Here is a 13884-nt window from a genome sequence, read left to right on the forward strand (position 1 = left end):
CTGGTGGCCGAGCAGGCGGTCCGACGAGGTGCCCGGGTGAGTGTGGTGGACGTGTGCACCGCGGCCGTAGCCGCGCTGCCGGTCAGCGGGGCCGGGCTGTCGGCGATGTCCCGAATCGCGGCGAGCCATCCGTTGTACAGCACCGACGACATCAGCGGGCAACTGGAAGAGCTCCAGCTCACGCTGGGTGAGGGGCCCTGCGTGGACGCCTTTGTACGCGGCTCGGCCGTCCTCACACCCGATCTGCTCACCACCGAACTTCAGGATCACTGGGCCGTGTTCGCGGATGCGGCCCTGGAGGCCGGAGCCCGCGCGGTGTTCTCGCTGCCCCTGCAGAAGGGGGCGATCAGCCCGGGAGTTCTGGACCTGTACGCCAACATTCCGACCGTACTGGGCACGGAGGAACTGGCCGACGCACTGGCGTTCGCCGATCTCGCGACACTGCTCCTGCTCGATACCAGGATCGACGATGCGGGCGCGCGGGCCGTCGGGCCGATGCCGGACCGCAGCTTCGGGGACCTGGGCGCGTACCGGGCGGAGATCGACCAGGCCAGCCGGATGCTCACGGTTCAGCTCGGAGTCGGCATCGAAGAAGCCTTCGTCCGGCTCCGCGCCCACGCCTATGCGCAGGGGCGCCGGCTCGCCGACGTGGCCGCCGACGTGGTGGCCCGACGGCTTCGTTTCACCCCGGACGCGGAGCCGGATCAGGCCGCGGAGGAACCCTGACGCGTTGGTCACGGCCAAGGAATGTGCCCTACTTCCCGTCCCCTCGGGCAGGGACTAGTCTCAATCGAGGGTGCCCACGATGGATCAACAGCTTCTGGCCAAGACCTTCGTCGAGCTGGCCGACAATCTGGTCGCCGACTTCGACCTCATCGATTTTCTGCGCCTGCTGACCGACCGCTGCGTCGGCATGCTCGACGTGAGCGCCGCCGGGGTACTGCTCGCCGACCGGGACGGCAAACTCCGCGTCATGGCCGCCTCCGACGAACAAGTGCGCCTGCTGGAGCTCTTCCAGCTGCAGAACGACGAGGGCCCCTGCCTCGAGTGCTTCCGCACCGGCGCACCAGTGATCGTCTCCGACCTCGGCACGGTGACCGCCCGCTGGCCGCGCTTCGCGGTGGCGGCCCAGCGCAGCGGGTTCGGGGCGGTCCAGACCCTGCCGATGCGTTTGCGGGACGAGGTCGTCGGCGCCCTGAACCTCTTCCGCACGACCCCCGGACCCTTCGACCCGGCCGCCGCACCCGTCGCGCAGGCCCTGGCCGACGTCGCCACCATCAGCCTGCTGCAACAACGCACCGCTCAGCGCAGCACGGTGCTCAACGAACAACTGCAGACGGCGCTGAACAGCCGGGTACTGATCGAACAGGCCAAAGGGAAACTCGCCGAACGCCAGGGCATCGACATGGAGCAGGCGTTCACCGCACTGCGCGGTTACGCCCGCTCCCACAACCGGCGCCTGGCCGATGTGTCCCGCGCCCTCATCGACGGCTCGGAACCCCTCACCGGTCTGGGGTCCTGACCCACGCCCTTGCCGGGGCCCGCTCCGGCGCTGCCCGTGCCCCCGAGCATCGTCACCCTGCCCTCCTGCGATCGTGGGCCTCGGCCATCATCTGGTCGCGCAGGCGCGCACAGGTGCGGATGATCAGCCGGGAGACGTGCATCTGCGAGAGACCGAGCTGCAGGGCGATGCGGTCCTGCGTCATCTCGCATAAGAAGCGCATGTAGAGGATCTGCCGTTCGCGTTCTGGCAGGGCACTCAGCAGCGGGCGGAGGGCTTCACGGTTGACGATCACGTCGAAGCCGGGCTCGGTGCCACCGACCGTGTCGGTCAGTGGGTGGCTGTGCTCGGAGCGACCGGGTAAGGCGTCCAGGGACAGGGAGGTGAAGCTCCGCATCGCCTCTTGGCCCAGCCGCACCTCCGTCTCGGTGAGGCCGGTGTGCACGGCGATGTCGTGGACGGAGGGTTCGCGGCCGTAGAGCGAAGCGCACTCACGGCCGGCGGAGCGGACCTGGGTACTCAACTCCTGTACCCGTCGCGGTACGTGCACACCTCAGAGGTGGTCACGGAAGTGCGGTTTCACTTCGCCCAGGATCGTCGGTACGGCAAAGCTCGGGAAGGCGTTGCCAAGGCTCGGGTCGAAACGGGTCACCGCCTTGATCAGACGTCGGGCGACCTGCTCGAGGAGCCCAGGCGCACACCACTTCCTGCCTCAGGGCGGTCCTCTCCGGGCCGTCCGGCGGGGCGGCGATACGGCGGAACGCGGCATCGGTGTCCGGGGCGTCGTCATAGGGGTGTGCGCCTCGTGGCCTCTGGGTACGTGCATACGGCATGGGCACGGGTCTCCTCATCGGTGGCGTCGCTCACCGTGGGAGCCGTCGGACCGCAGCGCACTGGGGAGCAGCCACAACTGCTCCCACGGGCGGGCTGCACAGCACAGGCGTCCGACGGCCGTCCTGGACGAAGGCACCGGAGAGTTGAGTTCGCCGCTCCCGATGCCGTCCGCCGGCCCCGTGCGCCGTCAACTCGGGTCCGCTTCGTGGAGGCGCCTCAGTGCTCGGCGCAGCTCCCGCTGTATCGGTTCCGGGAGTGCCTCGTCCGTCGTCGTGGCGACCAGGGCGGCGGCCACGTCCCGGAGCTTGGTGTTGCAGCGCTGCGACACGTCCACCAGCACGTCCCAGGCCCTGTCGCTGGAACCCGCCGAAGGCACAGCCGTGAACAGCCGGTGTTCCTCACGGGGCGGGGTCACCTGGTGCATGGCCGTACCTCACAGGGCAGTCATCCCGTCCACAAGTCGTCAGCGGCGCGCCAGTTGCCGTTCGCCGGCCGCACCAGGCTTGTAGGGCAGTCCGTAGTGCTTGAAGACCGCTTCCTCCTGCTCGGCAGGCAGCACGTCGTCGGTGCCGATCGAAGGGGCCTGCTTCACCAGCGTTCTGACATAGCCGACCCTGAGATAGCCCGGCCCGACGATCGCGTCGTCGAGAGGGACGAAGACCAGACGGTGCCGGGTGGGCAGCCCGGTCCGTACCGTGGCCATGGCCGGCTCATCGGTGGTGGTGTCCACGTAGACCGCCTCCAGGACACCGATCTTGTGCGACTCGGTGTCGACGACATCGCGGTTGCGCCATTCTCGGACGTCGGCTGCGTGAATCATGACCTCTCCCTACTCGGACGACCCGCCTCGCCGCGTACGCTGCATCCGCTAGGGGAGCGGCTTGCCCTCCCAGGCGGCGACCAGGTCCGCGGCCACCTCCGGAAGTTCGGCGTCGCACTGCCCAGCATGCCGCGGGCCAGGTCGATGACCGCACGGCCGGCCGGCGCCTGCCGCAGCTGGCCGCTCTCTGCGCGCAGTGCGGCGACATCCCGTCCCACAGGTGCGTTCCCCCACGTGGCCTCGGCCCGCAGATCCCACCACTCCTCTTGGATCCCACGTGTGCGCTGCACGGCATACACCTCTCAACGATCAGAACGCGTCCGGCCGGGCTGATGCCATCCCCGGAACCTCAGGCTCCCGGGCCACTCCACGGATCACTTGCGGTTTTCGCGGTCCCGACGGTCCTCGCGCCGCCAGCGCGCCCGGTGCTGACGGCTGTAGCGGCGGTCCCAGCGGTCCTGACGATCCCGGTGCACCTGGTAGTCCCGATAGTTTCCGAGATCGGAACCGTCGCCACGGATCCAGCCTCCCCCGCGTTCGCGGCCGTTCCGGGTGGCGCCGAAGACCAACACGGCCGCAGCCACCCACCAGATGGGGCTGATGAAGCCGAGGCCGAACAAGACCACGATGAGGATGAGGAGCAGCACGAACACGGTGGGCCTCCCCGGGAGCGGGACACAGCATCGATACCGGGGACTGGGGCCTCAACCCACAGCGTAGTCCTGCCGAACGGTTGCGGATACCGTGCGACGTCAGCGCGTCCTGTGCGGCATGGATGACCGCTTGACACCTGTCGGGGAACTGCGGCGAGGGCTAGCATGCGTCATGCCGCCCCTGCCCCCGGCAGCGTCGCACCGCCAACGCCGTCCCCAGAGGGCCACCCTGCACATCGGCGCCGCAACCCGCCACGTCACGAGCGAGGCCGTTCCCGTACGCGCCCCTCGTCACGCGATCCCGGTCGCACCCCGATGTGCCCCGGGCGGGCACCGATCTGCTGCCCGCCGTATCGCACGCGTCCCACACCAGGCGGTACACATGTACGCGCTGATCCTTCCCGCTTCAACTCCCTTCGTCCTGCTCGCCGGCTCCGAGCGGCAACCCCACGACGACGAACTCGCGGCCCGGGCGAGCTGACCGGTTGCAGGGCCGCATCTCAACTGCGCCGGTTCAGTACGTGGGCCAAGCGTGGGAGTTCCTCGTGCAGCAGTCGGCCTACCAGGGCACCGCCGAAGACGACGACACCCACGCCGACCAGCCAGGACTGGATGACCAGGACGGTTCCGACCGGGCCGTAGCTGACAGCGTTGGATGCAATCAACGGCGAGAAGACGAGCCTGGAGAAAACCCTCAGGCCGAGCAGCCCGATCACGGTGGCCACGGCGCCGGGCAACAGGGCACGCCAGCGGACCCTCCCGCCGAGCAGCACGCGCTGGGACCACCACAGGAACAGCACGGCGCTCAGCGAGGCCACGGCCCCGCCTGCCAGGGGTTCGCGGCGCAGCGTGGTGGTGGCGGAGACGAAAAGGTATCCGGTGAGGACACCCAGCCACACCACATGCCGCCATCTGGCCCACCAGCCGGCCGGCGGCAGGTCCCAGACCTTCTCGTAGCCGGTCTGCACCGCCGCCCCGAAGGCCAGGCCGAACACGGCAAGGGCGGCGATACCGAACACGGTCGTCGTCCGCAGGGCCTGACCGGGCCGGATGAACAGCTGCTCGACCTGGCGTCTGGAGGCCCTCGACACACCAAGCCCCTCCCCCAGCCACTGCGCGAACCCCCGCCCGTGCTCGGGATCGGCGGAGGAGACGATGATCAGGAGTGGCACCAGCGTGAGCAGCCCCAGCGCGGCAAAGCCCAGCGAACGTGACCACAGCTCAATGTCCCTGCTCCGCCGCCATCCTCGTCCGACGGGCGAACGGCTGATCACGCGGCGCAGCCGCCCGAACCAAGACAAACGGTCCGCGGCACCAGAAGGCTTCATCGGCATGCCTGTCGACTACCACGGTCGATACCGTCAGCGCGCGAGGGCGCGACGCAGACGTTCACGGATAACCTGGAAGAACAGAGGCCCACCGGGCTCAGCGGGCGGCGACTTCCGCAAGGGGCAGCTCGCACCGGCCATGATCAACGGCCCAGGAGGCAGGCCATGATCCATGCAGCCGACATCCGCGAGTGGCGCAACCGCAGCGTCGTCGACCCCAAGGGCCACAAGATCGGCGTACTCGAAGCGGTCTACGTCGACACCACCAACGACGAACCGGCCATGGCCACGGTCCGCCCCGGGCTCCCCACCCGCCACCACCTGGCTTTCGTACCCCTGGACGAGGCGATCTCGGGCCCGGCTACGTCAAGGTCTCCTACACCAAGACGCTGGTGAAGAAGTCGCCCTCGGTCGGCATGGACGACATCCTGCCCGCCGAGTCGGAGGAAGCGATCTTCCAGCACTACGACATGCCCTACCAGACGGGCACAGGCGGCGAGCGGCAACTCGCGCGCCGCTGATCACCCGCGCTCAGCCACCCGAAGGAGGCGTACGCGTCATGGCCCTCTTCCTCTTTCTCGTTCTGGTCGCCGTCGTGCTGGGAATCATCGGAGTGGCAGCAGATGGGTTGGGCTACTTGTTGATCATCGGCATCGTGGTCCTTGTGGCCGCGCTGGGCCTCATCGCCGTCCGCTGGTCCCAGCGCACGGGTCACCGCCCCCTCCGATAACGAACGACACGTTGTACTCCCTCGAAGCCCAGTCATTGGGAGCCGACGGGAGCCGTCCCGCTCCCCGGGCCCTTCCGACACCACCCGAGCCCTACCGATCCCAATGCCCTGACCTGCGGAAATGCCAAACAGGCAGGTGCCGATCCCGCCCGAACCTCATTCGGGACGAAGAGGTCGTGGGTTCAAATCCCGCCACCCCGACACAGGTCAGAGGCTCATTCGCGTGATCGCGGGTGGGCCTCTGGGCGTTTGTGCGTCTGGTCCGGCTGCGGCCGAATGGAGAGGGTGCGGTCAGCCGTCCAGGCGGACCGGCATCAGGATCGACGAGGCGCCCTCGTCGTCGGGCCGGCGGATCGCGATCGGTGCCGTGGGGGCCCCGAACTCCAGGGACAGTCGGTCCGGGGCTCCGGCGGTCAGTGCGTTCAGCAGGAACTCACAGTTGACCGCGATGCGGTTCGGGTCGTCGTCGCTGTCCGTGCAGAGGGTCACCGTGCCGTCGTTCTCCAGTCTGAGCACGCCGAGGTCGGGCGCTCCCGCCTCGCCGGCGTGGACGGGACCGGTCTCCAGGGCCTTGCGGAAGGCCGCCACCTCGACGAGGGCACGGCGCTCGCCGGGCGTCGGCAGGAGGCGACGGTAGTCGGGGAAGTCGTGGTCGAGGTACTGACCGGCTGCCTGTCTGTCCCCGGCCTCCAGAGTCACGCGGTCGTCGTCCACGCTGAGCCGCACGGGTCCCTGGCCGTCCGACAGCGCCCGCATCGCGTCGACGAGCGGGGAGGGTACGACGACCTGCACACGGCTCCCGTCGTGGCCGACAACGCGGGCCCGCGCGACAGCCATGCGGTATCGGTCGGTGGCCACGACGTGAAGACCGGCGCGGTCGTAGAACCGCAGGGGCACTCACGCCCAAGCCGCTCTCACGGGCCATCTCGCCGATGCTGCGCATGTCGTTCTCCACACCCGGCACTCTGGGCCCTCTACAAGGTCGAGGGTCAATCTCGGCTCGGAGCGAATCTCGCGGCCGAGCGGTCAGCCCGAAATCCGGCGCGACGCCGGTCAGGGGAACGTTCAAGATCAGGCACCCGTACCAGTCGCTTCGGGACGAGTGGGGTTCATTACTTGAGGTCGAGCGTCCGTACCGGCTGGCCGGTGACGCGGGCGATCGTTTCGAAGTCTCGGTCGTGGTGCAGGAGCGTGAGGCCCGCTTCTTCCGCTGCCGCCGCGACCAAAAGGTCCACGGCTCCGGCGCTGCGGTGTTCTCCCTTGGCCGTCAGCTCGCGCTGGACAACGCGGGCACGCCGGTAGATGCCGTCGGGCATGGGGCACCAGGCGAACTGGTTCAGTCGTTCCTGCAGGACCTCACGGTCTTTCGCGGAACGTGCGGAGTAGAGCAGTTCCAGCTCCGTGACGTCGCACAGGGCGACCAGTCCGGCAGCCATCTGCTGCTCCCATTCCTCCGTCGCCTGCCGCAGCAGGACGCGGGCCAGGGCCGACGTGTCGATCAGGTAGTCGGCAACGCTCACCGCGCCGGACCGCCCCGGTAGTTGCGCTTGTCCAGGAGGAGTTCGACGTCGAGGGCGCCCTCGTCCACCAGATCCTGCAGCTCATGAAGGGCGCGCAGGCGGCGATTGCGGGCCACGATCTCGCGTAGCGCGGTGTTGATGGTGTCCCGCTTGGTCGAAGTGCCGAGTTCCTTCGCGGCGGCCTCCAAAGCGTCGTCGTCGAGGTCGATGACGGTTCTGCTCATGGACGCACCTCCGTATACATGAATGCATGTATCAATATACATGATCAACTGTATCCGCAGGGGCGCAGCGGTGCTCAGGCATTGTCCCGGGGTGGCTTCGGCGCGGAGCATCGCCCGCACCCTGATCACGCGGACCCGGCCGGTTTCAACCCGTGTCACCCGCGCCCCGGCCCGCCCGGCATATTCTTCTACGCGCTTGTAGAAGCACAACGCAGGTACGACGTGAAGGAGTGGACGCCACGATGGTGTTCAAGCGACTGCTCGGCTCGCTCGGGGTCGGGGGCCCCACGGTGGACACGGTGCTCGAGCCGCGCCCGGCCCTCCCCGGCGGCACGCTCGACGGTCACGTCCGGCTCAGGGGCGGCACCGCCGACTTCGACATCGAGCACATCACCCTGGAGCTGGTCGCCCGTGTCGAGGCCGAGCACGCGGACGGGGAGAGCGAGGGCGTCGTCACCTTCGAGCGGTTCACCGTGGGCGGGGGGTTCCGGCTGGCCGCCGGTGAGGAGCGCTCCGTGCCGTTCGGTGTGGTGCTGCCCTGGGAGACGCCGGTCACCGAGCTGTACGGCCAGCCCCTCGGCGTCGTCCTGGGCGTGCGCACCGAACTGTCGGTCGCCGGGGCGCGGGACAAGGGGGATCTGGACGCACTGACCGTCGGCCCGCTGCCCGTGCAGGAGGCCGTCCTGGAGGCCTTCGGGCAGCTCGGCTTCGGTTTCCGGTCGGCCGATCTGGAGTACGGGCACATCGGCGGCACCGGGCAGCAACTGCCCTTCTACCAGGAGATCGAGCTCACCCCGCCCCCTCAGTACGCGCACCTGATGAACGAGATCGAGGTGACGTTCCTCGCCGGGCCGGCCGGTGTGGAGGTGGTCCTGGAGGCCGACAAGCGCGGGGGGCTGTTCTCGGACGGCCACGACGCCCTCACCCACGTCACCGTCGGGCACCACGACGTCCGGGACTGGAACGCGGAAGTCGAGGGGTGGGTGCGGCAGTTGACCGAGCATCGGGCCTCGTACGCGCACGGCCACGGCCACGGGCAGGGGCAGGGGCACGGACACGGGCACGACGCGCACCACGGGCATCACTCCGGCCCCGGAGTCGGGACCGCCGTCGCCGCCGGGGCTGCCGGGCTCGCGGTCGGGGTGGCCGGCGGCCTGGTCGCCGCCGAAGTCGTCGACGAGGTCGGGGACTTCTTCGAGGGTGACGACGAGGAGGAGGGCGAGGACTAGCGGGCCGTGCCCGGCAGCCACCTGGTAACTTCTACATCACTGTAGAAATAGCTGTGGGAACGAGCGACTGAGGAGTCCGCATGGCCCTGTGGGACCGCATCAAGGAGTCCGCATCGACGATGCAGACCCAGCTGGTGGCGAAGAAGAACGACCTCAAGAGCGGCGCCTTCCGCGACGCGAGCATGGCCATGTGCGCGCTCGTCGCCGCGGCCGACGGCACCGTCGACCCGTCCGAGCGGCAGCGGGTCGCCCAGCTCATCGCCGGCAACGAGGTGCTGCAGAACTTCCCCGCCGACGATCTGCGCCGCCGCTTCGAGGAGAACCTGAACCGCCTCACCACCGACTTCGACTTCGGCAAGGTGAGCGTGATGCAGGAGATCGCCAAGGCGAAGAAGAAGCCCGCCGAGGCGCGTGCCGTCATCCAGATCGGCATCGTCATCGGCGGCGCCGACGGCGACTTCGACAAGGACGAGCAGGGCGTGGTCCGGGAGGCGTGCTACACCCTCGGCCTGCCGCCGCACGAGTTCGACCTCTGACCGGAAGACCGGCCGGACCGGAGAGAAGCGGAAGAGGCGCCGGGCGACCCCGCACAGCACGGGGCGCCCGGCGCACCCGTACCACCCGCCGTCAGCGGATCCGGTCCACGTCCAGGTCGTCGCCCACGACCAGCGTGATCACGCCCGCGGCAGCGCCCGCGTCCGCCGCGCGCGGCGCCGGAGCGCCGGGGGCGTGCGCGGCCAGTGCCCTCGCCTGCTGCTCCTGGCCCGACGGGTAGGTGATCTCCGTGGTGGCGGACGGCTCGGGCGCGTTGCCCGTGCCGGTGACCGTCAGGCCGGCCTCGCGCAGCTTGCCGGCGACGGTGTTCGCCAGGCCCGGGGTCGAGGTGCCGTTGAGGACCTGGACCTTCACCGAGGAGGCGTACAGCGGAACCTTCGTCTGTGCCTTCAGACGGTCGCCGTCGACCTCCTTGTCCTTGGCCAGGCGGCTGAACAGATCGGTGGCGTGCGGGTACTGCCAGACGACGTTGGCCTTGTCGGTGGGGACGTCGGCCTCGCGCGGGTAGTTGGGGACCGTGACGAAGGTGAGCCGGTCGCTCGGGATGCCCTTGAGCTCGGACGCGAGCGAGTACAGGGGCTTGATTCCGGCCAGATCGGGGTCGGTGGTCAGGGACTTGGTGGCGGACTTCAGGAAGCCGTAGAGGGAGGTGGGGCTCGTGAGCCGGTCCTGCGCCTTCTCGACGAGGGCGTTCATGAACTCCTGCTGGCGTCCGATGCGCCCGATGTCGGAGCCGTTGCCGACGCCGTAGCGGACGCGGACGTAGCCGAGGGCCTTCTCGCCGGCGACGGTCTGGCAGCCGGCCTTCATGTCCAGGCGGGCCTTCTCGGAGTGGATGGCCTCCTCGGGGCAGACCTCGATGCCGTCGAGGGCGTCCACCATGCCCTTGAAGCCCTGGAAGTCGACGGACATGAAGTGGTCGATGCGCAGTCCCGTCCGTGCCTCGACGGTCTTGATGGAGCAGGCGGCGGCCCCGGAGACCTCGCCGCTCGAACCGCCCAGGGCGAACGCCTCGTTGATCTTGGCGTGGTGAGGGCTGGACTTGTTGCCGCCGCCCCGGTCGCACGCCGGTATCTCCACCCAGGAGTCACGGGGGAACGACACGACCGTGGCCCACTTCCGGCTGGCCGGCACATGGAGCACCATCAGCGTGTCGGACTGCATGGTGGTCAGGTCCTTGCCGTACTTGGCGTTCGCGCCGTCGCGGCTGTCGGAGCCGACGACGAGGATGTTCTTGGAGCCCGGGCTGAGGTTCTCCGGGCGGTCGCCGCCGATCTTGTCGTCCACGTCGGCCGAGCTGATGTTGCCGTCGAGGTCCTGGTAGACCCAGGCGCCGACGCCGGCGACCCCGAGCACGACCGCCGAGGTGACGCCGACGGTCCAGGCCACTATCCGGCCCCTCCGCGTCAGCCGGGTCCTGCGCGCACCGGACGACGCCATGCGCCGCCTCCCCGTTCCGCTCACGCTTCCCTCCCCCGTGGGTCCGTCGAACCCTACATGGATACGGACATACGACGACCGGACCGGCCGTGGGTCCCCCCTGTCACAGACGTCGGTCCGCGTCGCTTCCGTTGCCCGAAGGATCAAAAGCGCACAACTGCCCTGCCGGCCCGGGCAGTCAGAGCGGGGTCGCCGCGTGCAGGATCAGCACCATGGTCACCGCGGCGTTCGCGGAGGACATCGCGGAGACGGCCGTCCCGGCGGCCGCGCACCACGCGGCGAGGCCCACGGCGGTGAACAGCGACGGCCAGCGGCGTACGGCGGGTTCCGGGCCGAGCAGGGCGGCGACCCGGCGGGGCACCGGCCCGGGAGCCGCGAAGCCGGCCAGGGTGGGCGCCGGGATGCCCCGGGACACCAGGGCGGCCTTGCCGATCGCGAGCGCCACGGTCCGGCGGCTGCCGACGTGCCGGGCGGCCTCCTCGTCCGCCCAGCGCTCGGCGGTGTACGCCACCGCGGTGCGCAGGGGGCGCAGGAACGGGTTGGCGCGGGCGGCCAGCTGGACGGTGAGCAGGAACCGGTGGTGCCCGGCGGTCAGATGGGCCCGCTCGTGGGCGAACAGCGCCCGGCGTTCGGCGGGCCGCAGCCGCTCCAGCAGGCCCGTGGTCACCACCACGCGGTCCCGCCGGCCGCCGGGCAGGGCGTAGGCGTACGGCGTCTCGTCGGGGAGGACGGCCACGCCGGTCGCCGGCAGCCCGGCCAGGGCGCGATGGGCCCGGCGGCGTACGCGGGTGTGCCGCCAGAGCGTCCGGGCGCAGGCCGCGAGCACCGCGCACAGCGCCGGGATCGCGGCCTTGCCGACGACCTCGTCGTAGGGGACGGCGGCCCGCACCTCGGGGTCGGACCAGCCGTCGGGCAGCGGGTTGCCGGGGAGCTGGGCGGTGCCCACGACCATCACCAGGGCCAGGCAGAGCGTGCTGCACGCGGCCATCACGGCGGCGACGGCGGTGAGCAGCCGGGTCGCGGTGCGGGGGTGCAGGTGCTGCTCGGCGAGCCGGGCGATCGGCCAGGCCGTGAGCGGCAGGACGAGCGGCAGAAAGGCGAAGACCCCCATGAGGCGTCAGTCTTCCCCTTCGCTGTGCGTCCGACCCGTGTGTCCGGCGCGGCCCAGCAGGTCCCGCAGCAGCCGCTCGTCGTCGGGGCCGAGACCGGTGACGAAGCTCGCGAGGACCGCCCCCCGGTCGCTCTCGGCGTCGAGGACCCGGCGCATCCGGTGCGCGGCGAGACCGGCCTGGTCGGAGGCCGGGGTCCAGGCGAAGGAGCGGCCCGAGCGCTCCCGGGTGACGGCGCCCTTGGCCAGCAGCCGGGTCAGGATGGTGATGACGGTCGTGTAGGCGAGGTCGCCGCCGAGGCGTTCCTGCACCCAGCCGGCCGTCGCCGGCCCGTCCGCCTCGCCCAGCGCCGAAAGGACCAGCGCCTCCAGTTCGCCCTGCCCCCGGCGCCGGGAGCCTTGTCGTCGTTCCGTCATGCCCTGCTTCCCTCCCGACGGCCCGCGCGTCACGTCGGCCCTCTACAACGGTCCGTCGTAAGGAAAGCAGAGACGGTCTCCCCCCGCTATCTACACTGCTGTAGATTTCAGCCGGTACGGCCCGCCGTCACGGCCGGGCCGCCGGTCACCAGGAGGAGCGGACCTCATGTTCGGACTGAGCGAGATCGCGATCATCCTCATCGTCGTCATAGCCGTCCTCTGCGCGAAGAAGCTCCCCGAACTGGTCCGTTCGGCGGGCAAGTCGGCGCGCATCCTGAAGGCCGAGGCCAAGGCGATGAAGGACGGGGACGAGCAGCCGGCGCCGCGGGTGATCCAGGGCGAGGCGGTCACGCCGCGCACGGACGAGCCGAGGGCGTGAGGAGGCCCCGGCACGCGGCCGGGGCCCGGGACCGGATCAGAAGCCGCGCATGTCGTCGCGCCGGGTGACGCACAGGGCCCAGATCACGAATCCGGAGATCGCGATGGTCACCACGGACCACACCGGGTAGTACGGCAGCGACAGGAAGTTGGCGATGATGATCAGCGCGGCGATGGCCACGCCACCGATCCGCGCCCACATCGGCGCCTGGAACAGACCGATGCCGATGATCACGGCGACCGCTCCGAGGATGAGGTGCACCCAGCCCCAGCCGGTGAGGTCGAACTCGAACACGTAGTTGCGGGTGGCGAGGAAGACGTCGTCCTCGGCGATCCCCATGATCCCGCGGAAGATCGCGATGAGACCGGCGATCGTGAGCATGACCGCGGCGAAGGCCGTCAGGCCGGCGGCCCACGCGTACTTGGTGGTCTGGTCCTGACGCGAGTGTGAGGTGGCCATCGTGTGCCTCGATTCCTTGTTTCCCCGGGGTCCTTCTGGGGTCCCCGTGGTGCTCGTCCCGGGCGGTCAGACCCGGGAGCCCGAGGAGGGCGGGGTGGAGGTGCCGGCCGACGGACCGGCGCCGCTGAGGACGAGTTCCTTGGCCCGGCGGAACTCGTCGTCGTCGATGTCACCGCGGTTGCGCATGTCGGAGAGCTTGGCCAGCTCGTCCGCCTTGCTGCGGCCGCCGGACTCACCGGCCCGCTCGCGCACGTAGTCGTCGAACGCCCGCTGCTGGGCCTGGGCGTGGGCGACCTCGCGGCCCCCCATCTCCTTGCCGCGGGCGATGAGGTAGACGAAGACACCGAGGAACGGCAGCACGATCACGAAGATCAGCCAGCCGGTCTTGCCCCAGCCGCTCAGCGAGTCGTCCCGGAAGATGTCGCCGATGATCCGGAACAGCAGGACGAACCACATGATCCACAGGAAGAACCACAGGAGCGTCCAGAACATGCTGAGCAGCGGGAAGTCGTAGGCGAGGTAGGTGGAACCGGTCATCGCTCTCCTCCGTCGCTGCGGGCGGGCCCGTCCAGCGGTCCCGCTGCCACCAGGTTGCGCATGTTCACGTCGAACGGCCTCACCCTGGGCGGGTGAAGTCCCCCGGCCCCGGACCGCCCGCCGCCCCCGGACCGCCCGCCGCCCCCGGAC

At 70.0% G+C, this 13884-nt stretch carries 17 protein-coding genes and 3 pseudogenes; 7 read left to right on the forward strand and 13 right to left on the reverse strand.

What is annotated here, in order from left to right:
* The first annotated feature begins 36 nt into the window (after window positions 1-36).
* A complete protein-coding gene (locus ADL34_RS23880; protein WP_234375097.1) occupies window positions 37-726 on the forward strand; it encodes an ANTAR domain-containing protein in 690 nt (229 codons plus the stop codon).
* Between the two features lie 79 nt (window positions 727-805).
* Window positions 806-1522, forward strand: coding sequence for a GAF and ANTAR domain-containing protein (locus ADL34_RS23885; protein WP_062673730.1), 717 nt, complete (start codon window positions 806-808; stop codon window positions 1520-1522).
* A gap of 52 nt (window positions 1523-1574) precedes the next feature.
* Here ADL34_RS23885 and ADL34_RS23890 read toward each other — a convergent pair.
* The 5 genes and pseudogenes from ADL34_RS23890 to ADL34_RS23910 all read right to left on the reverse strand — a co-directional run bounded on the left by ADL34_RS23890 (window position 1575) and on the right by ADL34_RS23910 (window position 5142).
* Window positions 1575-2352: pseudogene (locus tag ADL34_RS23890) on the reverse strand (sigma-70 family RNA polymerase sigma factor).
* 170 nt (window positions 2353-2522) lie between these two features.
* Window positions 2523-2759 carry an ANTAR domain-containing protein gene (locus tag ADL34_RS23895; RefSeq protein WP_063892359.1) on the reverse strand — a complete coding sequence of 79 codons (237 nt, stop codon included), beginning with the start codon at window positions 2757-2759 and terminating at the stop codon, window positions 2523-2525.
* 39 nt (window positions 2760-2798) lie between these two features.
* Complete coding sequence (locus tag ADL34_RS23900; protein WP_030950091.1) at window positions 2799-3155, reverse strand: PRC-barrel domain-containing protein; 357 nt, start codon at window positions 3153-3155, stop codon at window positions 2799-2801.
* Between the two features lie 374 nt (window positions 3156-3529).
* Window positions 3530-3808, reverse strand: coding sequence for a hypothetical protein (locus ADL34_RS23905; protein ID WP_062673729.1), 279 nt, complete (start codon window positions 3806-3808; stop codon window positions 3530-3532).
* Window positions 3809-4308: 500 nt separating this feature from the next.
* Window positions 4309-5142 (reverse strand): YhjD/YihY/BrkB family envelope integrity protein, encoded by an 834-nt coding sequence (locus tag ADL34_RS23910; protein ID WP_062673727.1) that lies wholly within the window; start codon window positions 5140-5142, stop codon window positions 4309-4311.
* A 159-nt stretch (window positions 5143-5301) separates the two neighbouring features.
* Between ADL34_RS23910 and ADL34_RS23915 the strand changes: the two are divergent.
* Window positions 5302-5657, forward strand: a pseudogene (locus ADL34_RS23915) (PRC-barrel domain-containing protein).
* Between the two features lie 38 nt (window positions 5658-5695).
* Window positions 5696-5866, forward strand: a complete 171-nt coding sequence (locus ADL34_RS36430; protein ID WP_199835624.1) for a hypothetical protein — start codon at window positions 5696-5698, stop codon at window positions 5864-5866.
* Between the two features lie 291 nt (window positions 5867-6157).
* On the opposite strand, the pseudogene ADL34_RS23920 reads toward ADL34_RS36430, so the two are convergent.
* From ADL34_RS23920 to ADL34_RS23930, 3 genes and pseudogenes are all read right to left on the reverse strand, one after another.
* Window positions 6158-6733, reverse strand: a pseudogene (locus tag ADL34_RS23920) (DNA polymerase III subunit beta); the annotation flags it as partial.
* A 245-nt stretch (window positions 6734-6978) separates the two neighbouring features.
* Entirely contained in the window at window positions 6979-7386 is a 408-nt protein-coding gene (locus tag ADL34_RS23925) for a PIN domain nuclease (protein ID WP_062673725.1), read from the reverse strand.
* Window positions 7383-7610: a type II toxin-antitoxin system VapB family antitoxin gene (locus tag ADL34_RS23930; RefSeq protein WP_062673723.1), complete on the reverse strand. Its 228-nt coding sequence runs from the start codon at window positions 7608-7610 to the stop codon at window positions 7383-7385. Before ADL34_RS23930 ends, ADL34_RS23925 begins: the two co-directional genes overlap by 4 nt.
* A gap of 242 nt (window positions 7611-7852) precedes the next feature.
* Between ADL34_RS23930 and ADL34_RS23935 the strand changes: the two genes are divergently transcribed.
* Together ADL34_RS23935 and ADL34_RS23940 are read left to right on the forward strand one after the other, a co-directional pair.
* Window positions 7853-8839 (forward strand): sporulation protein, encoded by a 987-nt coding sequence (locus tag ADL34_RS23935; protein ID WP_062673721.1) that lies wholly within the window; start codon window positions 7853-7855, stop codon window positions 8837-8839.
* Window positions 8840-8919: 80 nt separating this feature from the next.
* Window positions 8920-9375 carry a tellurite resistance TerB family protein gene (locus ADL34_RS23940; protein WP_062673719.1) on the forward strand — a complete coding sequence of 152 codons (456 nt, stop codon included), beginning with the start codon at window positions 8920-8922 and terminating at the stop codon, window positions 9373-9375.
* A 91-nt stretch (window positions 9376-9466) separates the two neighbouring features.
* Here ADL34_RS23940 and ADL34_RS23945 read toward each other — a convergent pair whose 3' ends face one another.
* The 3 genes from ADL34_RS23945 to ADL34_RS23955 form a co-directional block, all read right to left on the reverse strand.
* A complete protein-coding gene (locus ADL34_RS23945; RefSeq protein WP_199835625.1) occupies window positions 9467-10834 on the reverse strand; it encodes an LCP family protein in 1368 nt (455 codons plus the stop codon).
* A 178-nt stretch (window positions 10835-11012) separates the two neighbouring features.
* Window positions 11013-11945: a M56 family metallopeptidase gene (locus ADL34_RS23950; RefSeq protein ID WP_062673716.1), complete on the reverse strand. Its 933-nt coding sequence runs from the start codon at window positions 11943-11945 to the stop codon at window positions 11013-11015.
* A 6-nt stretch (window positions 11946-11951) separates the two neighbouring features.
* Window positions 11952-12359, reverse strand: coding sequence for a BlaI/MecI/CopY family transcriptional regulator (locus ADL34_RS23955; protein ID WP_062673714.1), 408 nt, complete (start codon window positions 12357-12359; stop codon window positions 11952-11954).
* A gap of 166 nt (window positions 12360-12525) precedes the next feature.
* Here ADL34_RS23955 and ADL34_RS23960 point away from each other — a divergent pair, with 166 nt between their 5' ends.
* Window positions 12526-12738, forward strand: coding sequence for a twin-arginine translocase TatA/TatE family subunit (locus tag ADL34_RS23960; protein ID WP_062673712.1), 213 nt, complete (start codon window positions 12526-12528; stop codon window positions 12736-12738).
* Window positions 12739-12774: 36 nt separating this feature from the next.
* On the opposite strand, the gene ADL34_RS23965 is transcribed toward ADL34_RS23960, so the two are convergent.
* Both ADL34_RS23965 and ADL34_RS23970 read right to left on the reverse strand, forming a co-directional pair.
* The gene (locus tag ADL34_RS23965; RefSeq protein WP_062673711.1) at window positions 12775-13197 is read right to left on the reverse strand and encodes a DUF7144 family membrane protein; all 423 of its coding nucleotides are present in this window, start codon (window positions 13195-13197) and stop codon (window positions 12775-12777) included.
* 66 nt (window positions 13198-13263) lie between these two features.
* The gene (locus ADL34_RS23970; RefSeq protein ID WP_062673709.1) at window positions 13264-13734 is read right to left on the reverse strand and encodes an SHOCT domain-containing protein; all 471 of its coding nucleotides are present in this window, start codon (window positions 13732-13734) and stop codon (window positions 13264-13266) included.
* Window positions 13735-13884 lie beyond the last annotated feature (150 nt).

The organism is Streptomyces sp. NRRL WC-3605 (assembly GCF_001509795.1).
GTDB classification, from domain to species: Bacteria; Actinomycetota; Actinomycetes; order Streptomycetales; family Streptomycetaceae; genus Streptomyces; species Streptomyces viridochromogenes.